Consider the following 22051-nt stretch of genomic DNA (forward strand, 5'->3'; position numbering starts at 1 on the left):
GCAACTTCGGCCATCTCGCTTATCGAGTCGATAACATCTATGAGACGTGCCAGCGTTTGAAGGATGCCGGCGTCACGATCAACCGCCCGCCGCGCGATGGGCATATGGCTTTCGTGCGCACGCCGGACGGCATTTCCATAGAGCTTCTGCAGGACGTGTCTCTCGAACCCGCGGAACCGTGGGTCAGCATGCCCAACGTGGGGGAGTGGTAAGCTATCATCGAGCCTTGGGCGTGCTTGCCAGCCGCAGGATCGTGTAGCCGAGCACGGCTGAAAGAAGTGATCCCATCAGCACGCCCAGCTTTGCCTCATCTATCAGGGCAGGATGGCGCGGAAAGGCGAGGGCGCCGATGAACAAGCTCATCGTGAAGCCAATGCCGCATAGCACCGCCATCCCCCATAGTTGCATCCAGCTCGCGTCCGCCGGCCGTCGGGCGAAACCGATCCGATCAGCAGCGAAAATCGCGGCGAAAATGCCCACCTGTTTACCGAGAAACAGGCCCAGCGCGATGCCCAGAGGAACGGGATCAAATAAGGCCGTCAGTCCCATCTCGCCGATCGCCACCCCGGCATTAGCGAAACCGAACAGCGGCACGATGATGTAACTGTTCCATGGCACAAGGGCATGTTCCAGGCGCAGAAGCATGCTGTCGCCGCTCCGCGAATTCCTGAGGGGAATGGTCAGCGCGAAAGCTACACCGGCGATCGTGGCATGAATGCCCGAGTTAAGCACGCAGTACCATAACGCCAGCCCGAGCAGCAGGTAGAACGACAGACGGGACACCCCGGCCCGGTTAAGCAGAATCAGGCCGCCCAGACAGAGCACGGCGCCGACACACCACGCCAGGTTGATTTGCGCCGTATAGAACAGTGCGATGATCGTAACAGCGCCCAGATCGTCCACAATCGCTACAGTGAGAAGGAAGAGGCGAAGTGACGGAGGGGCCCGGCTGCCGAGAAGGCCCAACACGCCGACCGCGAATGCAATGTCAGTAGCCGCCGGTATCGCCCATCCTTGCCCCACCGGGAGATCGCCCCCCGCGGTAAGCAAATAGATGAAAGCCGGCATGGCCATGCCTCCTGCCGCCGCCAGCACCGGCAACCGCCGCTTGGCGGCGCTGGAGAGTTCGCCACTTAGGATCTCGCGTTTTATCTCCAGACCGACGACGAAAAAAAACACCGCCATCAACGCATCGTTGATCCATAGATGCCAGGTGTTGAGCTTGCTGATCGGACTCCAAGCAAGTTCGTGATGAAATATTGCGTGATAACCACTCGCCCAGGGTGAGTTTGCGGTAATCATCGCCAGAATCGCCGCGAGAATAAGTAGAATTCCCGCGGTAGCCTCGCCTCCCATTAATTTTGTGAAATGTCGCGCCAATTTGTTGGCCAAATGCTTTGGCATCATCATAAGTACAATTTCATATGTTTTTCGGGATTTGCGATTCCTCGCGGATAGCGGGGAACGCGATGCAACGCGAATGCAGGGAAGTGAGGCAGTGGGAACTACCGATGCGATTCAGCTTGCGATTAACATCTTGCGGATCGTTCAGCAGGAACTGCTGCTGTTCGCGGGATTCTGGTTTCTGGTCGGCGCGATTGACGATATCGGCGTGGATTTCTGTTGGGTCTGGTTGAAACTGACCGGCCGGGCCCCGGTCCAACGGATCACCCGCGAAGCTGCCGCGGCGCCTTTGCAAGGGTGCGCCGCCGTGTTGATAGCCGCCTGGCGTGAGGAAGAGGTCATTGGTCATACCGTGCGTCATGCCCTGTCCGTTTGGCGCCAGAAAGACTTCATTCTCTACATCGGCTGTTATTGCAACGATCCAGGAACGATAGCCGCGGCGATGTCCGGCGCAGGTGCAGATCCGCGTGTGCGCATCGTGATCCATACGAACTGTGGACCAACGACGAAGGCCGACTGCCTGAACCGGCTCTATTCGGCTCTACAGTCTGACGAGCAGGCGCTGGGACGGCGCTTTCGCAGCGTGGTGCTGCACGATTCGGAGGACATGGTCCATCCCGCCGAACTGGCGGTGATCGACGCGGCGCTGACCGAAGTTGATTTCGTGCAATTACCAGTCCGGCCGGAGCCGCAGCCGTCCTCGCCATGGGTCGCTGGTCATTACGCGGATGAGTTCACGGAGGCGCATGCGAAGGCCCTGATCGTGCGCAGCGCATTGGGCGCCGCGATACCGGCTGCCGGCGTGGCCTGCGGATTTTCGCGTGAAATCGTCGCGAATATTGCCCGGCAAAGAGAGGCGGAGGGTGGAGCAGGGCCCTTCGCTGCCGAATGCCTGACGGAGGATTACGAACTCGGCGTACTGGTCTGGCGCGGTGGAGGAACATCGCGGTTTTTGCGCGTGCGCGATGCGAATGGCCATCTCGTGGCGACTCGCGCCTATTTCCCTGGCCGCCTGGAGGATGCCGTGCGCCAGAAAGCGCGTTGGCTGCATGGAATCGCCTTTCAGGGTTGGGACCGGTTGGGATGGAGCAACGGCATTGCCGATCTTTGGATGGCGGTGCGCGATCGTCGCGGCCCGCTCACGGCTGTCGTTCTTGCCTGCGGCTATATGTTGATAGTCATTCAGGGATTGCTCGCCTTCGCCGGGTTTTTGGGCATGGAAGCGCAACTCGCGTTGTCGCCGACAGTGCTGGCCATGCTGGCGTTTTGTTCGGGTAGCCTGATCTGGCGAATGGGCGTCAGGTTTGCCTTCACTATGCATGAGTATGGACCGGCTGAAGGCTTGCGCTCGTTGCTGCGTATCCCGGTCGCCAATTTCATCGCCATCATGGCGGGCCGCAAGGCATTGATCGGCTACCTGAGGACGCTTCGCGGAGCCAGCGTGCGGTGGGACAAAACCATGCACACCGCGCACCCGGCCATGATTGCGGCCAACAGGATGCCGGCGTGATGACGGCTATGGGAAAGGTTCGAGGGCAACCGCTGGTGGCACTGCTCGCGGTGCTGGGTGGTTGGATCGGCGGCAGGGCGGCCGGCTGGGAAGCGCCAGCGCCAATAAAGAACCCGGCGGGACTTCACGCCGTCGAGACTGCGCCGCCATTGGCCGACACGGGTTTCGTTTTCGACGGCCGCGTCGGGCCGCAATCGATCGGTCGCGTGCCGTCGTCACCCTATGGTACGCCGTTTCTTTTCGGAGGCGGTGGTAATGTCCAGGTGCCTGCCGCCGTTGCGATGCAATACGGCGGGCCGGCGGTTCCGGCAGGTTGGATGACACCAATAAATGCCCGACCTCTGATGGTGTGGAATCCGGCCGGCTCCGTCTGGGGACCGTCAGCGGCGCTGTTCATGCTGCGCGGCGCGCGTGCAATCCCGGATCGAGATAATGGCTTCTCGCATGCCAACTTTCTCGCTCCTGAGGCGGCGCCATTCCCTGCCCCGTTTCCGACCCCATTTCCGGCCGGGGATGCAACGCCCCCTGTTCCAGGCCATCCGGCTCGGGCCAAGCGCTGGTCGATCGACACTTGGGCCATGTTGAGAAATGATGTCGGAGCGGCTTTTTCGCCAGGGATTGCCCCTGCGACTTATGGCGCGAGTCAGAGCGGCGCTATCGTGCGTTACCGCCTGGCTCTGTCGGATAATCGCCGACCTTTCGCTTACGCTCGCACCACGTCCGCACTGGCCGGCGTGCGGGAGAATGCCGCGGCGATTGGACTGGGAATGAGACCTGTGCCTTCGATCCCGGTAGTCGCAGCGGTCGAGGAACGGCTCGTGGACCAATCCGGGCAACGCCATTTCCAGCCGGCAGCCTTCGCTTACACCGAGCTGCCCCCGATCGCCCTGCCTGCGCATTGGCGGGCGGAGACATACCTGCAGGCCGGCTATGTCGGCGGCAGGTTCGCCACGTTGTTTGCTGATGGACAAGCGCGTCTGGATCGCGAATTGGCGCGATTGGGATCGCTGGAGGCCCGCTTCGGCGGCGGCGTCTGGGGCGGGGTTCAGAAGGGGGCGGCGCGGCTTGATATAGGACCGACCGCGGCCCTGACCGCACCCTTAGGCAAAGGCATGTTCGGCCGCGCAGCGGTCGATTGGCGCTTTCGGGTCGCCGGAGGGGCCGAACCCGGTTCAGGTCCGGCTCTGACTCTTTCCGCAGGTTTCTGAAACGCGCCTTTTCTCGCGTTCAGTGCTGCGGTAGCGAGAGGGCAGAAATGGATGTCTATCTTCCCATTGCCAACCTCTCGGTCAACGGCCTCATTATCGTCGGCCTTGGAGTGCTTACCGGACTACTTTCCGGCATATTCGGCGTGGGCGGCGGCTTCCTGACGACGCCGCTGATGATCTTCTACGGTATTCCCCCCACGGTTGCCGCTGCCTCTGCGGCGAGTCAGGTAACGGGAGCGAGCGTTTCCGGTGTTTTCGCTCATTCGCGCAGGGGCGGCGTGGATTACCAGATGGGCTCCGTCATGGTGGCGGGCGGCATTCTAGGCACCGGCATCGGCGCGGTCCTGTTCAACGTTCTGCAGGAACTCGGCCAGATAGATACGGTCATCAACATCCTCTATGTGTTCCTGCTCGGGTCGATCGGCGGGCTCATGGCGCGGGAAAGCATCCAGACGATCCGCGCTGAACGCTCGGGTGTACCCATCGCGGCCCGAAAGCGCCGGCATCACCCGATGGTCGCAAGCTTGCCGATGCGGTGGCGGTTCTATCGCTCGGGCCTGTACATTTCGCCGCTGGCGCCGTTGCTGCTGGGTGTGACGACCGGCATCCTGACAATGCTGATGGGGATCGGCGGCGGGTTCATCCTTGTGCCGGCGATGCTTTACGTCCTGGGCATGAGCGCCAATGTCGTCGTGGGCACCTCGCTTTGGCAGATCCTTTTTACAACGATGGCCACCACGATGATGCACGCGCTTACCACGCATGCGATTGACATCGTGCTCGCCTCCCTGCTGCTGCTGGGGTCGGTTACGGGGGCGCAGATCGGCGCGCAGTTCGCGCAGAAGGCCAGTCCGGTGAAACTGCGTCTCGTGCTTTCGGTGATCGTGCTGATCGTGGCTGGCCGGATGGCGCTGGGGCTCGGTTATCGACCGGATGAGATATATTCCGTGGCGCCCTTGTGAGCCGCCCCCTCGCTCCATTGCTGGCTTTTTTGGCTCTCCTGCTGCTGACAGGCGCGCGCGATCCGATCCTAGTGCCGGAGGTGTCGCAGCACGAAGTTAATCTGCAGCAGGGGTTCACCGGCACCGAATTGTTGCTCTTCGGCGCGATTCTTACGCCCGAAGGTTCGCGTGCCGCGCGCGATTACGATGTCGTCATCGTCCTTAAGGGGCCGACGCAATCCATTGTCCTGCGAGAAAAGCAGAAGGTCGCCGGCATCTGGCTTAACGCCGCGAGCACTGAGTTCCGTTCCGCGCCTTCTTATTATGCGATCGCGTCGACACGTCCGATCTCGCAGATCGTGGATGACAAGACGGCGGCGATTTACGAGCTGGGCCTGAAATGGCTGCAGCTTTCACCGATCGGCGCGATCGATCCGGACGAGCAGGCGCGGTTTGCCGCCGGTTTGGTCGATCTCAATCGTCACACCGGCTTGTATCGGGAGGAAGAGGGCGGCGTGAAAGTCAGCGAACAGGTGCTGTACCAGGCGCGCATCGGATTGCCGTCGCGGGTGCCGACCGGCACTTATACAGCCGAAACGTTCGCCATTGCCAAAGGCCGTGTGGTCGCTTCCGCCAGCAGTCAGGTCGAAGTGCGCAAGCTTGGCATTGAGCGCGCGATCGCACGCTTTTCGGATGATTATGGTTTCGCTTACGGTCTGCTCGCGGTCTTCATCTCAGTAGCCATGGGCTGGCTTGCAGGACGCTTGTTCGCCTTGGTCTGAAGTGGCCTGGGAAGGCGATATCTTAGGTGGAAATTAACTCGCGCGATCTAAGCAGAATATTCGGTTGCCAAAGATCTCGGTGTTGAATGAGCCACATGTCACTTGACGGGTTTGACCAGGCGGGCACGCCGATTTCCGGCGAAATTCCGCCAGACGCCTCCGCCCATTCCGCCAATGACGGCGAGCCGATCGGCGTCGTCGTTGAAATCAGCGGTTCGGGCGCGCGTATCGCTTTCGATCTTGAACGCTTGAATCAAGTCGCGGTGCATGCGGACCCGTCAATTGCTCTGTCGGGCCAGGTAGGCAGTCAGATCAAAGTTCGCGTGAATAATGGCTGGCTCTTGGCCAGCGTTCGCAATCAGCGCCAGGATGCCCGGACGCCCGGTGCAATATTGGCTGATACCGATTTTCTGGGAGAAGGCGCGGCAGAGCGGCTGTCCGGGCGCATTCACGGGTTCCGACGGGGCGTAACATTCTATCCGATCCCCGGCGCGCCGGTCTATCCGGCCAGCAGCGAGGACCTGCGACAGATCTACGCAAGCGATGGGCGCAGTGCGATCCAGATTGGCAACGTCTATCCCACCAAGGATATTCGCGCGGGGCTCTATGTCGATGCCCTGCTTGGCAAGCATTTCGCCATGCTTGGCTCGACCGGCACCGGCAAGTCCACCGGCACGGCGCTGATCCTTCACCGCATCTGCGAGCGCGCGCCGGAGGGCCATGTCATCATGGTGGATCCCCACGGTGAATATGCGGCGGCGTTCCGCAGCACGGGGGTGATCCTTGACGTCACGAACCTGCAGATGCCGTACTGGCTGATGAACTTTGAGGAGCATTGCGAAATCCTCCTCTCCTCGCGCGGGGCCGAGCGTCAGCTGGAAGTGGAGATTCTCGCCAAATGTCTGCTGGAGGCGCGAGCAAAGAACCGCCTTGCCGAGCAGATGGGCAAGATCACTGTGGACTCTCCCATTCCCTATTTGCTCTCCGACCTTGGCAACATTCTCAACAATGAGATGGGCAAACTAGACAAGGGCCACAGCAGCGCGCCATATCTGCGCATCCGGTCCAAACTTGACGAGTTGAAGAGCGATCCGCGCTACCAGTTCATGTTTTCGGGCATGCTGGTGGGCGATACCATGGCGGATTTCATCGCCAGGCTTTTCCGCATGCCCTCGCAAGGGCGGCCGATCTCGATCATAGACGTTTCCGGCGTGCCTTCGGACATCACCAGCACTGTGGTGGCCGTGCTCAGCCGCCTGGTCTTTGACTTCGCCGTATGGGCGCGCGATGAAAAGACGCGGCCGGTCCTTCTCGTCTGTGAGGAGGCGCATCGCTATGTGCCGAACGAGAAGAACGCTGATGGCTCCTCGGTCGGCCGCATTCTTTCGCGGATCGCCAAAGAGGGCCGCAAGTACGGCATCTCGCTCGGCCTCGTCACGCAACGTCCTTCCGACCTTGCCGAAGGTGTGCTTTCGCAATGCGGCACGATCATCGCCATGCGCCTGAACAACGATCGCGACCAGGCTTTCGTTCGCGCGGCGATGCCGGAAGGTGCACGGGGTTTTCTCGATTCCATCCCGGCGCTGCGCAATCGCGAGTGCATCATCTGCGGAGAGGGCGTGTCCATTCCGATCCGCGTCTCGTTCGATGACCTGGAGGAATACAAGCGCCCCGCCTCTGCCGATCCCTCCTTCACCGAACTGTGGAACAGCAGCGGCGGGGAAGAGGAAATGGTCAAGCGCACTGTGCAGCGCTGGCGCTCGCAGGGGCGGTGACGCGAAGGTCGCTTCGCGCCGGTCACATTCTGAACGCTGTTCGCCACTTGCCGAAGCGATAATATCCCACGGTTAGAGCCACCGTAAGCACAGAGCCGACCGGATAGGCCCACCACACGGCCTCGCTGTCGATGATCGGGCGGGCCAGGAAATAGAAGCCGAGGCGACCTGGATAAAGTCCCAAAAACATGATGACCACCGGCGCCACCACCGCGCCATAAGCGCGCATGGTGCCGGTAAGGATCATGGTGATCGAGACGATCACGAACGACGCGGTGCAGATGAGCTGGATGTGCTGCGCGATGGGCAGGGCCGAGCTGCCGCTGCCCAGGAACAGCACCAGCAAGGGCCGGTCGAAAGTGACGATCAGTGTCGCGATCAGGATTGAGAGGGCGAGATTGGCCGCCATGCCGATGATGGTGACATTGCCCACCCGGCTATGATCCCCAGCGCCCAATGATTGCGCGACCATGGCGCTGACCGCCATGCCGATCGCGAAAGCCGGCATCTGCAGGTAGTTCCACAATTGGAGCGAAGCGCCATAGGCGGCGGCGGCGTCCAGCCCCTCGCGGTTGACGAGGCCGACCATGATAAGCCCTGTCGAAGAGACCAGCAGCATCTGCGTCCCCATCGGCAAACCCTTGGTGACCACGTAGCGCAGTTCCGCGCTGCGCGGCAGGACATAGCGCAATTCCGCGCCGCGTAGCCGCACCGGCAGATCCTGCTGATATATCCGCCAAAGCTGGTAAGCCATGCCCGCAAGATTGGCGAAGGCGGTCGAAAGCGCCGAACCGGTGATGCCCAGGCGCGGTAACGGGCCGACACCCATGATGAGCAACGGGTTGAAGCAGAGGTCGACTATGGCGGCCAGGATCATCGCGTACATCGGCGTCTTGGAATCGCCGGCGCCTCTCATGGCCATGGATACCATCATGTTGACGCTGCCCAGCGGCAAGGTGATGAAGACGACGCGCAGATAGTCGAGCGCCTGGATCTTGCTGGCTGGCGGCGTGCCCAGCGTGTCTAGCAGGGCGGCGGCGTAAAACCAGCCAGCCACGGCCACGATCAGCGAGATGCCGAAGCAGAAACCGACGCCTGACCCGAACATGCGGCGCGCGGCATCGATATCGCGCGCACCAAAATGCTGGCCGACGCGAACGGTGGTTGCCATTCCGAAGCCGAAGATGGCAGCGAACATGAGAAACATCACCACGTTGGCGTTGGCCGTAGCCGCCAACGCGCTTTCCCCCAGCAGGCGGCCTACCCAAATCGCGTTGATCGAGCCTTGCAGCGTCTGCAACACGTTGGACAGCAACATCGGGAGCGAAAAAAGCAACAGCGTCTTCAGGATCGGACCTTGCGTGAGGTCTCCCTTCATCATCGGGCGCTCTGGCGTCGGAGCCTTGGTCTCGATGCCGACTGGTTCTTCGCCGACGGGGATGGGGGATGCCTCGTTCATGTTCCCCTCGTGTCGCCCCAGAGGTGGATATGCAAGCGGTCCGTGAAGCGGAAGCCGTTGTGCACGCAGATTTCCGCTAGCCAGATCGCCCGCTCTCGCAAAACGTCGCTGCTGCGGCCTTCGGGCATCAGGAAAAGGCGATTACCGGGAATCCTATAGGCATCGCGCAGCGCGAGCACTTCGTCGAGATCGCTCGGCTCCGCGATCACGAACTTGAAGAAGGCGCGGCCGTCAGTCACCCAGGCGGCCAGGCGTTCGGAAATGAGAGCGAGGTCGGGCGGGTTGCCGCTATGCGCCAGCTTGGGGCTGACATTATACTGATGAATCAGCGGGTCGAGGGCGGGATGGGGCGTAATCGTGCCGTTCGTCTCCACCTCGATGTGCATGCCGGGGCGCAGTTCGTTCAGGCTTGCGACCATGCGCGCCAGCGCGGCCCCTTGCAGCAAGGGTTCTCCGCCAGTCAGGACCAGGCGATCCGGTGGCAGCGCTGCAATGCGGGCAGCGATGTCGCCCTCGCCAAGCGCGACCTGATTGGCCTTCCGATCATAAACGGTATCATCGCGGTGAGGGCGGTTGTCGCCCTCGAAGCGCCAGGTATAAGCGGTATCGCACCATTGGCAGGCGAGATTGCAGCGCGAAAGGCGCACGAAAGTGCTCGGCCGGCCAAGCGAAGGACCTTCGCCTTGCAGCGAGGAGAAGATCTCCGGTTCTCCCGGCGCGGTGGTGGCCAATGTCAACATAAGGTCAGCGGCGCGAGATCATGCGTGCGGTTGACACAGTTGACACAGTCCAGAGGGAAAAGAGGCGGCCTTGCGGAAAGCGGATAAAGTGGGCAGTCATCATGGCGCGACAGTGACAGATGGGCCGCAGGTAGGAAAATGAAATCCTGTTCCGGCAGCTAAGGATCGTCCGATCCTTAACGAACCGCTGACCTTACCCCAACCGCTGGAGAGCCGCCGCCAGCCGTTCCGCTTCGGCTGCGTGGGCGGCATGGTCGGCACGCGCTTTCTCCACCGCCTCGGGCTTCGCCTTTTCGACGAAGGCGGGGTTTTCCAGCCGCTTGGCGATGGAATCCCGCTCCTTTTGCGACGCGGCGAGGGCCTTTTCGAGGCGGGACTTTTCGGCGGCGATGTCGATCACACCTTCGAGGGGGATGATGAAGGTGTCATTATCGACCACGACCTGCGCGCCCTTGTAGCTGGACGGGTCGGCGCCCATCAGCGGATTGATTTGTCCGATCCGCGCCAGCCTGAGCAGGGATTGATAATTGGTATTCAGGCGCCGCTGAGTTTCTGCGGAAATGTCCCCGTGGAGCATTTGCGGTTTCGCCGAGACCGGGACGCTCAATTCGGTGCGGGCGCTTCGGACCCCTGAAATGAGGCGTATCAGCCAGTCTACTTCAGCTTTGGCGCCGCGATCAACTTCCGTTCCGGGAGACGGCCATTTTGCCACGATCAACTCATATTCGCGCTTCCCGAGCGAGGCCCAGAGTTCCTCGGTAACGAAGGGCATGAACGGATGAAGCATGACAAGGATCTGGTCGAGCACCCAACCGGCGACGACCCGGGTTTCATCCACTCGCCAAGACGGAGCGGCCGCGTCGGGGAGGCCGGGTTCTTCGGTGAGGATCGGCTTGATAAGCTCCAGATACCAGTCGCAGAACTGATCCCACACGAAATGATAAATAGAATTGGCGGCAGCGTCGAAGCGCAGGTCGGCCATGGCCTTGTCGAGTTCGGCGAGCGTTTCGACCACTTCGCCGATGATCCATTTGTTCACGGCCAGCTTCGCAGCCGGCGCTTCGACCGAAGCGCTTGCGCCTATGCCGTTGGCTTGGCAGAACCGGGCGGCGTTCCAGAGCTTAGTGGCGAAGTTGCGGTAACCTTCGACGCGCTTTTCGTCCATCTTCACATCGCGGCCCTGGCTTTCCATGGCGGCCATGAAGAAGCGCAGCGCGTCCGCGCCATACTTGTCGATAAGGCCCAGCGGATCGACGACGTTGCCCTTGGACTTGGACATCTTCTGTCCGTCCGCCGCGCGCACCAGACCATGGAGGTACAGCCGCTTCCACGGCACTTCCTTCATGAAATGAATGCCCTGCATCGCCATGCGCGCATCCCAGAAGAACAGGATGTCGAAGCCGGAGATAAGCAAATCGTTGGGGTAGTGGCGGGAAAGGAGGTTCAGGGGAGGGGTTGAGGTGGGGTTGTGCCCCACAAGCGGCGCTTGATCGGGCGACCCAACCCCCGTCCTTTCCCCTGAAGGGGAGAGGAGCGGCTCTTCCGGCCAACCCAGCGTGGCGAAGGGCCAAAGGGCGGACGAGAACCAGGTGTCAAGAACGTCCTCGTCACGCGTGATTTTGCGATTGCCGGCGAGGGCTTGCGCCTGCGCTTCGGTTTCGGCGACGAAGATGCTACCGTCCTCGGCGTACCAGGCGGGAATCCGATGCCCCCACCAAAGCTGGCGGCTGACGCACCAGGGCTGGATATTCTCCATCCAGTTGAAGAAGGTCTTTTCCCATGTCTTCGGCACGATCTCGATCGTACCGCTCTTCACCGCCTGGATCGGGGCCTGCGCCAGCTTTTCGGCGTCGACATACCACTGGTCCGTCAGCCAGGGTTCGATCACGACGCCGCCGCGGTCGCCGTAAGGCGTCTGGATCACGCGATCCTCGACCTTTTCCAGCAAGCCGTCCGCGTCCATCAGCTCGACCACGCATTGGCGCGCGTCGAACCGGTCCATGCCGACCAGTTGTGAAGGGATCAGACCGTCAGCCGTTTGACATACCCGCGCCTCGGCATCGAGCATATTGAGCATTTCGGCCGGCTTGAATCCGGCGCGCTTGCCCACCTCGAAGTCGTTGAAATCGTGCCCCGGCGTAATCTTCACCGCGCCCGAGCCTAGCTCCGGGTCGGCATGCTCGTCTGCCACGATGGGGATTTCGCGGCCGGTGATGGGCAGCGTCACCGTGGCCTTGCGTTCCAGTAGCGGTTTGTAGCGCTCGTCATTCGGGTTCACCGCCACGGCCATGTCGGCCAGCATCGTTTCCGGCCTTGTGGTGGCGACCGAGATATGACCCGAACCGTCGCTGAGCGGATACTTGAAGTGCCAGAAGCTGCCCTGGATCTCTCGCGTTTCCACTTCGAGGTCGCTGATCGCGGTCTTGAGTTTGGGGTCCCAGTTCACCAGCCGCTTGTCGCGGTAGATGAGGCCCTCATTGTAGAGGTCGACGAAGACTTTCACCACGGCCCTGGTGAAGTGCGGGTCCATAGTGAATTGTTCGCGGCTCCAGTCCATCGAGCAGCCCAGCCGACGAAGCTGACGCGTGATTGCGCCGCCGCTCTCGGCCTTCCATTCCCAGACCTTCTCGATGAAGGCATCGCGCGTGTAATTGGTGCGCTTGTCCTGTCGCGCCTCCATCTGGCGTTCGACCACCATCTGCGTGGCGATGCCGGCATGGTCCGTGCCTACCACCCATAGCGCGTCCTTGCCGCGCAGCCGCTCATATCGGATCACCACGTCCTGCAGCGTATTATCGAGCGCGTGACCGATGTGAAGCGAGCCCGTCACGTTCGGCGGCGGGTTGACGATGGTGAAGGGCTGGGCTTCCGGCCGTTCGGGGTGAAACAGGCCATGGCTTTCCCAATGCGCGTACCATTTCGCCTCGATCCGAGCGGGGTCGAAAGTCTTGTCCAGTGCGGTGTCAGTCATGGTCCGGCGCTTTGCCAGCGCCGGAGTTCGGGTGCAAGGCGCGACTGCCCCCGCATTTGCGGTGGGCTCCGTCGAGGCGGGAGGAAGCGCGGCTCGTCGCGCCGGCGGAACCCCTTGCCGGTCCGAGCATTTTCCCCCAATACGAGCGCGCATGCGGGAATACGCTGAATTTACCCTGTCGGAAAACGACGATGGCGGCGTCCCGACTTTGACGCTTAAGGGACCGTTGCGCGTCCATTCGCTGGGCGATCTCGACGCCCGGCTCGCCGCGCTCGACGGGAATTTCCAGCGCATCGACATGTCCGGCGTGACGGACATCGATACCACCGGCGCCTGGCTCGTCGCGAATTATGCGCGGGAGCACGGCCTTTCGACAGTGGGCGAAAGCGAGCAGGCGCGGCGTCTGTTCGCGGCGATCGGCGATATGTCCGAACATGAGGCCGAGCCGGTGCCGGCCGCGCCGCTGATTGTCCGCACGCTTGGGGAATTTGGAGACCTGGTGGTCGGCTGGGGCCATGGGTTCGCTCGATCAGTAGCCTTCCTAGGTGAACTGGTGAGCGCCATTGGCGTGGTGATCCGCCACCCCTCTCGCCTGCGTGGCACGGCATTGATTCACCACATGCAGTATGTGGGGATCAACTCGCTGTGGATCATCGGTTTGATGAGCTTTCTCATCGGTATCGTGATCGCGCAGCAGGGAGCGGTGCAGCTGGAGCAGTTCGGCGCGCAGATCTACACGATCAACCTGACCGGGCGCCTTTCCATGCGCGAGTTGGGTATTCTCATGACCTCGATCATGGTCGCGGGCAGATCCGGCTCTGCCTTCGCGGCGCAGATCGGGACGATGAAGCTGACGGAGGAAGTGGACGCGATGCGCACTATCGGCGTTTCGCCGATGGAAGCGCTGGTCGTGCCGCGCGTGCTGGCCTCGATGATTATGATGCCGCTCCTGGGGTTCTATTCGGCGGCGCTGTCGATCATCGGCGGGGCGTTCATCTCAAACTTCGCGCTTGATATCCCGTTCCTCACCTTTCTTCAGCGCACTCAGGAAGTGGTGCCGATCACGGACGTGTGGATCAGCCTGCTCAAGGCCCCAGTCTTCGCGCTGATCGTGGCGCTCGCGGGCTGCTATCAAGGCATGCAGGTTTCCGGCAATGCCGAAGAGGTGGGATCCCGCACTACGCAGGCCGTTGTGGTGGCGATCTTCACGGTGATCGTTCTAGACGCTTTCTTTGCCGTCTTCTTCACGGAGATCGGCTGGAAATGACCGATCCCTCGGCCGCGCCTTCCGGCAATTATCCGATTGTAGTCGAAGGTTTGCGCAATGCCTTTGGCGAACACGTCATTCATGACAATCTTTCCCTGACGGTGCGGCGGGGTGAAATCCTGGGCGTGGTGGGTGGATCGGGCACCGGCAAATCCGTTCTCATGCGTTCGATCATCGGCCTGCAGCATCCGGCGGCCGGGCGCATATGCGTACTGGGGCACGAGATTGACGACACGGAAGACGATGATGACGTGGACTTGCGGTCACGCTGGGGCGTGCTGTTCCAGGGGGGCGCGCTGTTTTCCACCCTGACCGTGGGCGAGAACGTCGAAGTGCCGCTCAGGCAATTCTACCCCGAAATCTCCGATGATCTGCGGGGAGAGATAGCCCGCTTCAAAGTGCGTCTTTCCGGCCTGCCCGAGGAGGTGGCGTTCAAGTACCCCAGCGAGCTTTCGGGCGGCATGCGCAAGCGCGCCGGCCTGGCGCGCGCGCTTGCGCTGGATCCAGAACTGTTGTTCCTTGATGAGCCGACCGCCGGTCTTGATCCGATCGCCGCGGCCGCTTTTGATACCTTGACCCGCGAACTCAAGGAGACGCTGGGCCTGACGGTGTTTCTGATTACGCACGATCTCGACACCCTCTATGCCATTTGCGACCGGGTTGCGGTTCTGGCTGACCGCCGAGTGATCGCGGTGGGGACTATTCCCGAGCTGTTGGCGCTCGATCACCCATGGATTCAGGAATACTTCAACGGCCCGCGTGGCCGCGCGGCGCTGGGCGACAAGGGCAATCCGCACATGGCGGCGCGGCCCGATGAGGCGGCGATGGACAGTGATGGCAACCGGGGGGCATAGGGACGGATATGGAAACAAAGGCCAATCACGTCTGGGTCGGGGCCGTCACGCTGACGCTGCTCATAGCGCTGGCCGCATTCATCCTGTGGATAGCGCGGCTGAACGAGGGTGCGCGGAACGAGTACGACATCTTTTTCAAGCAGTCGGTCGACGGCCTCGCCAAGGGGTCGGAGGTTGCTTATGCAGGCGTTCCAGTGGGCCAGATCTCGCAGATCGAGTTATGGCCGCAGGATCCCAGCTTTGTGCGGGTGCGCGTAAAGGTTGACAAGAAGGTCCCGATCACGGTGGGCACCACCGCCACCATCCAGGGCAGTTTTACGGGCGTTTCCGACATTCAGCTGGAAGGTGCGGTGAAAGGCGCCCCCTTCTTGACCGAGCCGGGCCCTGAAGGCGTGCCGGTGATCCCCACCAAGCGCGGCGGTCTGGGCGAGATTCTCTCCAATGCGCCCTTGCTGATGGAACGCCTTGCCACGCTGACCGAAAACCTCAATCAATTGCTGTCCGACGAAAACCGCCGCTCGGTATCCGACATTCTGCGCAACACGGACAAGATGACTCACGACATTTCCGGGGCGACACCGGAATTGCGCAAGACACTGGTGGAACTGAAAGGCACGCTCAATCAGGCGACGCAAACGCTTGCGGCTTTTCAGGGTGTTGCCGCCAAGGCTGATAGCTTGCTGGGGAGCGAGGGTAATTCGCTGGCGGACCAACTTCGCAGGACGCTGGCTTCCGCCCAGAAATCGATGGACCAGCTCAACGCGACGATGGCTCATGCGCAGCCCGCACTTGACCAGGTGTCCGGACATACGCTGCCGGCTGCCGAGGCCGCGATCCGCGATTTGCGCGCGACCAGCCGGGCGCTTCGCAACGTGACTGAGAAGATCGACGAGCAGGGCGCGGGTGCGCTGCTGAAGGGCGAAAAGCTGCCCGATTACAAGCCATGATTGGGGGCATGATGGGAACGGCAATGAAGCATTGGGGCGCCACGCGCATCCGGACGGGAATGGTTGTGGCTGCCGGGTGTTTCGCTTTGGCTGGATGTATCAGCCTGGGCGGCAAAGCGCCGGACGAATTGTTCAGGCTGACCGCGGAGGAGCCGGTTCCGGCCGGGACTACGGTTAGCGGTCCATTGACGGATGCCGTCGTGGTGCTCGATCCTGAAGCGGATCGCAGTCTGGATATGCTGCGTGTGCCGGTGCGCCTGAATGCTTCCAGCTTGGCCTATCTCAAGGATGGGGCCTGGGTCGAGAAGCCGACGCGCCAGTTCCGTTCGCTGTTGGCTGAAACTATTCGGGCGCGCACCGGCCTGCTGGTGGTCGAGGGTGGCGATTTCGAGGTTACCGGCAAGACCCGCGTTGGCGGGCGGTTGTTGCAGATGGGATATGACGCACCCAGCGGTGCGGTGATCGTGCGCTTCGACGCCATGCTCAGCCGCGGCGCGAGCAACAATGACATTGTCACTAAACGCTTCGAAGCGGTGGTGAACGGCGTCGAGCCGAAAGCGAAACCGGTCGGCGCGGCGCTTAACCATGCGGCCAATGAGGTGGTGCGCCAAGTGGCGGACTGGGTGAAGGGCGGTTAAATCAACCTGCTATCGCCAACGGCTGAAAAATATTTCCGGACATTCCCGCGCAAAAACCATCGCGTTGATAAAGACGATTGAAAAACCGCGGTTGCCAGAGTTCGATCCATATATCTTAATGTTGCAATAATATTACATATATGTTTTATTTTGACTATTTTGTGACTGTCTCGTTTGACGATATTTTCTTCGCATGTATGTGGCCTCACCCGCTGCCGATTGGCGCGGATGATTAAGTACATGCAGGAGTTCTCATGAAGAAGTTTGCCATCGCCGGCGTTGCTGCCGCGCTGTTCGTCGTTCCGGCCGCCGCCAATGCTCAGGCTTTCGTGCAGGTCGAAACCGGTCTGGATTCGGTTTCGGCTGACGGTGAATCGCAGCAGGGCCTGAGCTACGGCGTTTCGGCTGGCTACGACTTGCCGCTGTCGGGCGGCATGTTCGTCGGCATTCAGGGCACCGTTGCTGACAGCACGACCAAGGATTGTGTGAGCGATGTCAGTGTCCCTGGCGATCGCCTGTGCCTGCGCACCGGCCGCGATCTGGCCGCCGTCGTTCGTCTGGGCACGTCAGTCGGCGAAAAGAGCAAGCTCTATGTGCTGGGCGGCTACACCAACGCGCGTCTGCGTTTGACCTACGATAACGGCACGACCACGACGGTGGACGCGGCTAACGGCGACGGTTTCCGTCTGGGCGCCGGCTATCAGTACGACATCAACGACAAGCTCTTCCTGAAGGCGGAGTATCGTTATTCGAACTACGAAGGCGATTTCAGCCGCCACAACGGCATTGTCGCTCTCGGCGCCAAGTTCTGATCCCAGGACCGGGGACGGAGGGGCTTGCTTCTTCCGTCCGCTATCAAGGCCCGTCCCGGTTCGTCCGGGGCGGGCTTTGTCAATCCGGGCGAGAAAGTGCTGCCAGGCGCATGGCGAGGGTGAACGCATCGAATCGCCCGGCGCGGCGCTGCGTGGCCTCTTCGTCCTCCCCCCAAAGCTCGATCTGCCAGTCCGCTTCCAGTTCGGCTGCCTTCCAGAGCGCTTCTGCATCGGCGCCCCGCCGGATGGCTTCGAGCGCAATCGTCAGCGATGCCGAAAGGCTCGCCAGCATCCTGAGCGCCGCGAGCGCGAAGACATCCAGACCTTCCAGCTCCTGCCTCAGGCGCGCCAGGGTCTCGTTCGGTTGAGCCTTGTGCACGATGCCGGACACACGCGCGAAGCGGATGCCGAGGCGGGCCTCCACATGCGCGAGCAGGGGTTCCCACGTCTCGGTCTGGCGTTTGTAAAGCGGTTCTTCCGGATCGGCGCGGTAGCACAGGGTATCGGTTTCGGCATAAGGCAGGAGTTCATCGATCACTTGTGCATAGTCTGCCGCGACGACATCGATCGCAAAGTCCGCCAAGTCGCGTAGAGGAAAGGTTGTAACATCGATATCTTCGTCCTGGCAGGCCCATTCCGTGGCCAGGGCTTGGGCTAGAATCGGCGTCGGCACCACTTGTGCCCGGCCACCGGCGGTTTTGATCCGGCGTCCGTCCAGCACGACATGCCAACCATCTTCGGCCTGCTGGACCGAGACATCTTTATAAAAGCGCTTCACCGTTGCTTCCTGACTATTCGGGCGTGCGCCACATACGCGCCATGATCGCGGGCAGCGCGAAGACATCGATCAGCCCGCTGGCAATCAACAGATAGCCGATCCAGTGTGGCCACTGCGGCAGCGTGCGTCCGACCGCCACCAACATCCCAAAGATCACGAAGGCTACGCCCAGCAGGCGAACGAACTGGATCAGGAAAAAGCGCCGCGCGGCGGGATCGTTTTCGTTCATGCCAGCAGATACTCCAAGAGCTGCGCCGGCGTTTCCACGACCTTTTCCGCGCCCGCGGCTTCCAGTTCTCGCGGGTGGTGATAGCCCCAATCGACGCCGATAGCGCGCGTGCCGACGCTGACCGCCATCTGCATGTCGTAGGCGGTGTCGCCGATCATCACGGCCTCACCGGGCAGGGCGCCCGCCTCAAACAGCGCTTCTTCGAGCATGGCCGGATGGGGCTTGGAAGGATGACGGTCAGCGGTCTGGAGGGTAACGAACAATTCAGCGATGCCATTGGCGGCAAGGCAATGCGTCAGCCCGCGATCGGACATGCCGGTGGCGACGCCTAGCACCCAACCCGCCCCATTGAGAGTACGCAAGGCGGTTTCGATGCCGGGGAACAACGGCTGCGAGAGGCGCCCTTCGCTGCGCGCGGTGCGAAACGCCTCCTTATATGCGTCAGTCAGAGCCTGCTGCTGCTCGCCCGTGCTTTCCGGCAGGAGTTGGCGCATCGCTTGCGGCAGCGAGAGGCCGACCGCGCGCCGGATCGCACCGCGCGTCGGCGGGCGTAATGCAAAGGCGGTGAAGGCGGCTTCCATGGCCTCGCAGATGGATGCCTGTCCGTCGACCAGCGTTCCATCGCAGTCGAATACTGCCAGCTTCATGCGCTTGCCTTGCACATCGGCATCACCGCCGTCCTTTCGGCGCGCCCGTGCGCGCTCCGCCAGGCTTGCGGGTGCCGGGGCGGACGGCCTTGCCGGAGGTAGGCTTGCCCGATCCGGGGCGGGGCGGGGGCCCGTCTCCGCGCTTGCGCCGCTCGCCACGCCGCTCCTTGCGATATTGTTTGGCGTGAGCCTTGGCGACGCGTTTCTTGTCTTCCTTGGTCGGTTCAGGGGGAGGGGCCGGCAATTCCGCTCCTTGCGCCTCGTCAAAGCCGAGAGAAGCCATCGAATTGGCGAAATGCTCGGGCAGGGGGGCGGTCACGTCCAGTGGCGTGCCGTCCGGGTGCTCAATAATCAGGCGCCGCGCGTGCAGGTGCATCTTGCGACTGATGGTGCCGGAAAGGAAAGCATCCTGTCCGCCGTACTTGCCGTCGCCCACTATGGGGTGGCCGATGGCCGCCATGTGGACGCGCAACTGATGCGTGCGGCCGGTCAGCGGATGCAGCTCGACCCAGGCGGCGCGGTTGCCGGCGCGATCCAGCACGCGATAGCGCGTCCGTGCGATCTGCCCCCCTTTTTCATCGACATGCATCTTCTCGCCGCCGGTGCCGGGTTGTTTTGCAAGGGGCAGTTCGATCATGCCGTCGGCAATGTCAGGTACGCCGACCACCAAGGCCCAATAGACCTTTCTGGCTGAACGGCCGGAAAAGCGCTTCGAAAAGAAAGCCGCGCTGCCCGGTGTCCGGGCGATCAGCAGGACCCCGGAAGTATCCTTGTCCAGCCGGTGAACCAGTCGTGGGCGTGGGCCGTCGGGTGCAAAGGCATCAAGCAGGCCGTCGACATGCTGCTTGGTTCCCGAACCGCCCTGTGTGGCGAGGCCCGGCGGCTTGTTCAGCACGATTGCCGCGCGATCCTGCGTCAGGACCATCACTTCGGCGAGGGCGATTTCCTCCTCGCTCAATTCACGGCGGGGACGGGCCGGCTTTGCGCCGCCTTTGATGTCGCCGCCGGGGGGCACGCGCAGGATTTGCCCCGCCTCCAGCCGAGTGTCGACCTCTGCCCGCTTGCCATTGACGCGGATCTGACCTGTGCGTGCCCAGCGCGAGACGGTCGCAAAGCCCACTTGCGGCAAGTGCCGCTTGAACCAGCGGTCCAGGCGCACGCCGTCATCATCGGGCGCTACGGTGAATTGGCGTACTGTCTCGGTCATGCGACGCTCCGCATGATTGCGAGGCCCAGATAAAGGCTGGCCACCCCGGCGATCATGGAAATGCCGGTGTAGAACGCGGCAATGCCCAGTTCCCCGCGCCCGGCCAGAGTTGCGACGTCCAGCGCGAATGAGGAGAATGTCGTGAAGCCACCCAGCACCCCCACCGCCAGCAACAGGCGAGTGCCTTCGCCATGGCTGCCGAATCGCGCGAGCCATCCGATCAGCACGCCCATCAGCAGGCTGCCCACAATGTTGACGGTCAAAGTGCTGTAAGGGAAAGCGGTGGCGCGTATGGGCCCGAGCGCGGCCGTCCAGGCACGGCCGACCAGAAAGCGCAGCCAGGCGCCAAAGCCGCCGCCTAGCGTCACGTAAAGCGAGGCGGCAAGGAAGGAGGGTTGAGACATCTGGCCGCCTTAGCGGCGAACGCCGGCTTTTCCAATCTCCGCCGTTTCCAGGCAAAGGGCAAGTTTTCCGGCAAGATGCTTGCCTTTCCCCCCTCTCAGTGCTAGCGCGCCTCCACTTTCAGCCGATCCCTATAGGATTCGGCGTGCTTTCGTATTTCATTGAAGGTGTTCCCTGCGTCGGCATGTGGGGCTCGCGTCTTCGAATTGTGAGGTAAGTCGGTTTATGCAGATTCTCGTCCGCGACAACAATGTTGACCAGGCCCTTCGTGCGCTCAAGAAGAAGCTGCAGCGCGAAGGCGTCTATCGCGAGATGAAGCTGCGCCGCCACTATGAAAAGCCCTCTGAGAAGCGCGCCCGCGAAAAGGCAGCTGCCGTGCGCCGCGCCCGCAAGCTTGAGCGCAAGCGCCTGGAGCGTGACGGCGTCAAGTAAGACGGATTCCTGCCCTGCGCGCGCAGGGCTCCCGCCGTGCAGGTTCCGGCTTGAACGCCGGGCCCGCTTGAGCCATGAGGGCGCGGAAAATCCATCCGCGCCCTTTGTGCATCTGCGCGCCGGGCTAATCCCAAACGAGGTCTTTCGACAATGACAGAGATCACCCGCGTCCCGCTGCAGCCGATCGCCAAGGGATCGCTTACCAAGATCTGGCTGGGCGTTGCCGCGATCGCGCTGGCCGCGGGCGGTATCGCTTATGCGGCGATGCCCGCCGCCGTCCATGTCCAGACGCTTACCGCCGGTTCGGGTGAGTCGCCGACGATGGATGACGTTGTCCTGATTAATTACAAGGGCACGCTTCCCAACGGCAAGGTCTTCGACCAGGCGCAGCAGGTGCCGATGGCGCTGAATGAAGTCGTTCCCGGCTTTGGCAAGGCGTTGGTGAAGATGCAGCGCGGCGGCAAGTACAAGGTCGAGATACCGTCCGAACTGGCTTATGGGGACAAGGCGGTGGGCGGTATTCCCGCCAATACTGATTTGACCTTCGAAATCGAACTGCTTGATTTCAAGAGCCGCGCCGAGATCGAACAGCAGCAACGCATCATGCAGCAGCTTCAGCAGATGCAAATGCAGTCCCAGGGCGCGCAAGGCGCCGCCCCCGCGCCCGCTCATCCCTGACCGTTCTTGCGAAGGGGCGTCGCTAGCGCCCGCTTTTCGCTTTCGCCAGGGATGCAAGGGGTCGATCTGGGCCCCGCAACCATTGAGGAACAGTGATGTCGGTCGATACCGCAACCGTGGCCAAGATCGCCAGTCTCGCCCGGATCAAGGCGAGCGAGCAGGAACTTGAGGCGATGGTGCCCGAGCTGAACGGCATTCTCGCTTGGGTCGAACAACTGGGCGAAGTCGATGTTTCCGGCATTGAGCCGATGACTGCGGTGATCCCCAACACGCTGCGCCTGCGGGAGGACGTAATCGATGCCGATCCGCTGACCGGCGGGGGCATCCGTGACAAAGTGCTGGGCAATGCGCCGATGGCCGAACACGGCTT

General features: G+C 62.0%; 23 protein-coding genes. 14 read left to right on the forward strand and 9 right to left on the reverse strand.

The window, feature by feature from the left end; genetic code table 11:
• On the forward strand, window positions 1-212 hold a 212-nt coding region (locus V7D69_RS12115; RefSeq protein ID WP_333605912.1), incomplete at its 5' end, for a VOC family protein.
• Window positions 213-216: 4 nt separating this feature from the next.
• Here V7D69_RS12115 and nhaA read toward each other — a convergent pair.
• On the reverse strand, window positions 217-1404 hold the full coding sequence (nhaA, locus tag V7D69_RS12120; RefSeq protein WP_414690925.1) for a Na+/H+ antiporter NhaA: 1188 nt from the start codon (window positions 1402-1404) through the stop codon (window positions 217-219).
• 94 nt (window positions 1405-1498) lie between these two features.
• On the opposite strand from nhaA, the gene V7D69_RS12125 reads away from it, so the two are divergent.
• The 5 genes from V7D69_RS12125 to V7D69_RS12145 all read left to right on the forward strand — a co-directional run bounded on the left by V7D69_RS12125 (window position 1499) and on the right by V7D69_RS12145 (window position 7620).
• Window positions 1499-2914, forward strand: a complete 1416-nt coding sequence (locus tag V7D69_RS12125) for a glycosyl transferase family protein (RefSeq protein WP_333605913.1) — start codon at window positions 1499-1501, stop codon at window positions 2912-2914.
• Window positions 2914-4122 (forward strand): hypothetical protein, encoded by a 1209-nt coding sequence (locus V7D69_RS12130; protein ID WP_333605914.1) that lies wholly within the window; start codon window positions 2914-2916, stop codon window positions 4120-4122. The genes V7D69_RS12125 and V7D69_RS12130 overlap by 1 nt, the downstream gene beginning before the upstream one ends.
• A 47-nt stretch (window positions 4123-4169) precedes the next feature.
• Window positions 4170-5084: a sulfite exporter TauE/SafE family protein gene (locus V7D69_RS12135; protein WP_324061288.1), complete on the forward strand. Its 915-nt coding sequence runs from the start codon at window positions 4170-4172 to the stop codon at window positions 5082-5084.
• Window positions 5081-5845, forward strand: a complete 765-nt coding sequence (locus V7D69_RS12140; protein WP_333605915.1) for a TIGR02186 family protein — start codon at window positions 5081-5083, stop codon at window positions 5843-5845. Before V7D69_RS12135 ends, V7D69_RS12140 begins: the two co-directional genes overlap by 4 nt.
• Window positions 5846-5940: 95 nt before the next feature.
• Window positions 5941-7620: an ATP-binding protein gene (locus tag V7D69_RS12145; protein WP_442947057.1), complete on the forward strand. Its 1680-nt coding sequence runs from the start codon at window positions 5941-5943 to the stop codon at window positions 7618-7620.
• A 22-nt stretch (window positions 7621-7642) separates the two neighbouring features.
• Here V7D69_RS12145 and V7D69_RS12150 read toward each other — a convergent pair whose 3' ends face one another.
• The 3 genes from V7D69_RS12150 to V7D69_RS12160 form a co-directional block, all read right to left on the reverse strand.
• A complete protein-coding gene (locus tag V7D69_RS12150) occupies window positions 7643-9079 on the reverse strand; it encodes an MATE family efflux transporter (RefSeq protein ID WP_333605917.1) in 1437 nt (478 codons plus the stop codon).
• A complete protein-coding gene (locus V7D69_RS12155) occupies window positions 9076-9819 on the reverse strand; it encodes a 7-carboxy-7-deazaguanine synthase QueE (protein ID WP_333605918.1) in 744 nt (247 codons plus the stop codon). Before V7D69_RS12155 ends, V7D69_RS12150 begins: the two co-directional genes overlap by 4 nt.
• Window positions 9820-10012: 193 nt before the next feature.
• Window positions 10013-12790, reverse strand: coding sequence for a valine--tRNA ligase (locus V7D69_RS12160; protein ID WP_333605919.1), 2778 nt, complete (start codon window positions 12788-12790; stop codon window positions 10013-10015).
• Window positions 12791-12941: 151 nt separating this feature from the next.
• On the opposite strand from V7D69_RS12160, the gene V7D69_RS12165 reads away from it, so the two are divergent.
• The 5 genes from V7D69_RS12165 to V7D69_RS12185 all read left to right on the forward strand — a co-directional run bounded on the left by V7D69_RS12165 (window position 12942) and on the right by V7D69_RS12185 (window position 17308).
• A complete protein-coding gene (locus V7D69_RS12165; protein ID WP_324064520.1) occupies window positions 12942-14057 on the forward strand; it encodes an ABC transporter permease in 1116 nt (371 codons plus the stop codon).
• Window positions 14054-14911 carry an ABC transporter ATP-binding protein gene (locus V7D69_RS12170; protein ID WP_324064519.1) on the forward strand — a complete coding sequence of 286 codons (858 nt, stop codon included), beginning with the start codon at window positions 14054-14056 and terminating at the stop codon, window positions 14909-14911. The genes V7D69_RS12165 and V7D69_RS12170 overlap by 4 nt, the downstream gene beginning before the upstream one ends.
• 8 nt (window positions 14912-14919) lie before the next feature.
• Window positions 14920-15858, forward strand: a complete 939-nt coding sequence (locus V7D69_RS12175) for an MlaD family protein (RefSeq protein WP_324064518.1) — start codon at window positions 14920-14922, stop codon at window positions 15856-15858.
• Between the two features lie 8 nt (window positions 15859-15866).
• Window positions 15867-16496, forward strand: a complete 630-nt coding sequence (locus V7D69_RS12180; protein WP_324064517.1) for an ABC-type transport auxiliary lipoprotein family protein — start codon at window positions 15867-15869, stop codon at window positions 16494-16496.
• A gap of 254 nt (window positions 16497-16750) precedes the next feature.
• On the forward strand, window positions 16751-17308 hold the full coding sequence (locus tag V7D69_RS12185) for an outer membrane protein (RefSeq protein ID WP_324064515.1): 558 nt from the start codon (window positions 16751-16753) through the stop codon (window positions 17306-17308).
• A gap of 79 nt (window positions 17309-17387) precedes the next feature.
• On the opposite strand, the gene V7D69_RS12190 is transcribed toward V7D69_RS12185, so the two are convergent.
• Genes V7D69_RS12190 through crcB form a run of 5 tightly spaced genes read right to left on the reverse strand, consistent with a single transcriptional unit; the run spans window position 17388 to window position 20573 of the window.
• Entirely contained in the window at window positions 17388-18086 is a 699-nt protein-coding gene (locus tag V7D69_RS12190) for an ATP12 family chaperone protein (RefSeq protein ID WP_333605920.1), read from the reverse strand.
• A 13-nt stretch (window positions 18087-18099) separates the two neighbouring features.
• Entirely contained in the window at window positions 18100-18315 is a 216-nt protein-coding gene (locus V7D69_RS12195) for a hypothetical protein (protein ID WP_333605921.1), read from the reverse strand.
• Window positions 18312-18962, reverse strand: coding sequence for an HAD-IA family hydrolase (locus tag V7D69_RS12200; RefSeq protein ID WP_324064512.1), 651 nt, complete (start codon window positions 18960-18962; stop codon window positions 18312-18314). Before V7D69_RS12200 ends, V7D69_RS12195 begins: the two co-directional genes overlap by 4 nt.
• Window positions 18963-18984: 22 nt before the next feature.
• Window positions 18985-20169 carry an RluA family pseudouridine synthase gene (locus V7D69_RS12205; protein ID WP_324064511.1) on the reverse strand — a complete coding sequence of 395 codons (1185 nt, stop codon included), beginning with the start codon at window positions 20167-20169 and terminating at the stop codon, window positions 18985-18987.
• Window positions 20166-20573 (reverse strand): fluoride efflux transporter CrcB, encoded by a 408-nt coding sequence (gene crcB / locus V7D69_RS12210; RefSeq protein ID WP_324064510.1) that lies wholly within the window; start codon window positions 20571-20573, stop codon window positions 20166-20168. Before crcB ends, V7D69_RS12205 begins: the two co-directional genes overlap by 4 nt.
• A gap of 223 nt (window positions 20574-20796) precedes the next feature.
• Here crcB and rpsU point away from each other — a divergent pair, with 223 nt between their 5' ends.
• From rpsU to gatC, 3 genes are all read left to right on the forward strand, one after another.
• A complete protein-coding gene (gene rpsU / locus V7D69_RS12215; RefSeq protein ID WP_217398364.1) occupies window positions 20797-21003 on the forward strand; it encodes a 30S ribosomal protein S21 in 207 nt (68 codons plus the stop codon).
• Between the two features lie 150 nt (window positions 21004-21153).
• Window positions 21154-21681: an FKBP-type peptidyl-prolyl cis-trans isomerase gene (locus V7D69_RS12220; RefSeq protein ID WP_324064509.1), complete on the forward strand. Its 528-nt coding sequence runs from the start codon at window positions 21154-21156 to the stop codon at window positions 21679-21681.
• Window positions 21682-21776: 95 nt separating this feature from the next.
• On the forward strand, window positions 21777-22051 hold a 275-nt coding region (gene gatC, locus V7D69_RS12225; protein ID WP_333605922.1), incomplete at its 3' end, for an Asp-tRNA(Asn)/Glu-tRNA(Gln) amidotransferase subunit GatC.

The sequence above is a fragment of the Novosphingobium sp. genome (genome assembly GCF_036733805.1).
Taxonomy (GTDB): Bacteria; Pseudomonadota; Alphaproteobacteria; order Sphingomonadales; family Sphingomonadaceae; genus Novosphingobium.

Bases quoted from the DNA above. Each gene is read 5' to 3' on its own strand.
- nhaA (WP_414690925.1), bottom strand. From the start codon at position 1,404: ATGCCAAAGCATTTGGCCAACAAATTGGCGCGACATTTCACAAAATTA.
- V7D69_RS12130 (WP_333605914.1), top strand. From the start codon at position 2,914: ATGACGGCTATGGGAAAGGTTCGAGGGCAACCGCTGGTGGCACTGCTC.
- V7D69_RS12135 (WP_324061288.1), top strand. From the start codon at position 4,170: ATGGATGTCTATCTTCCCATTGCCAACCTCTCGGTCAACGGCCTCATT.
- V7D69_RS12145 (WP_442947057.1), top strand. From the start codon at position 5,941: ATGTCACTTGACGGGTTTGACCAGGCGGGCACGCCGATTTCCGGCGAA.
- V7D69_RS12150 (WP_333605917.1), bottom strand. From the start codon at position 9,079: ATGAACGAGGCATCCCCCATCCCCGTCGGCGAAGAACCAGTCGGCATC.
- V7D69_RS12155 (WP_333605918.1), bottom strand. From the start codon at position 9,819: ATGTTGACATTGGCCACCACCGCGCCGGGAGAACCGGAGATCTTCTCC.
- V7D69_RS12160 (WP_333605919.1), bottom strand. From the start codon at position 12,790: ATGACTGACACCGCACTGGACAAGACTTTCGACCCCGCTCGGATCGAG.
- V7D69_RS12165 (WP_324064520.1), top strand. From the start codon at position 12,942: ATGCGGGAATACGCTGAATTTACCCTGTCGGAAAACGACGATGGCGGC.
- V7D69_RS12170 (WP_324064519.1), top strand. From the start codon at position 14,054: ATGACCGATCCCTCGGCCGCGCCTTCCGGCAATTATCCGATTGTAGTC.
- V7D69_RS12175 (WP_324064518.1), top strand. From the start codon at position 14,920: ATGGAAACAAAGGCCAATCACGTCTGGGTCGGGGCCGTCACGCTGACG.
- V7D69_RS12180 (WP_324064517.1), top strand. From the start codon at position 15,867: ATGATGGGAACGGCAATGAAGCATTGGGGCGCCACGCGCATCCGGACG.
- V7D69_RS12185 (WP_324064515.1), top strand. From the start codon at position 16,751: ATGAAGAAGTTTGCCATCGCCGGCGTTGCTGCCGCGCTGTTCGTCGTT.
- V7D69_RS12195 (WP_333605921.1), bottom strand. From the start codon at position 18,315: ATGAACGAAAACGATCCCGCCGCGCGGCGCTTTTTCCTGATCCAGTTC.
- V7D69_RS12200 (WP_324064512.1), bottom strand. From the start codon at position 18,962: ATGAAGCTGGCAGTATTCGACTGCGATGGAACGCTGGTCGACGGACAG.
- V7D69_RS12205 (WP_324064511.1), bottom strand. From the start codon at position 20,169: ATGACCGAGACAGTACGCCAATTCACCGTAGCGCCCGATGATGACGGC.
- crcB (WP_324064510.1), bottom strand. From the start codon at position 20,573: ATGTCTCAACCCTCCTTCCTTGCCGCCTCGCTTTACGTGACGCTAGGC.
- rpsU (WP_217398364.1), top strand. From the start codon at position 20,797: ATGCAGATTCTCGTCCGCGACAACAATGTTGACCAGGCCCTTCGTGCG.
- V7D69_RS12220 (WP_324064509.1), top strand. From the start codon at position 21,154: ATGACAGAGATCACCCGCGTCCCGCTGCAGCCGATCGCCAAGGGATCG.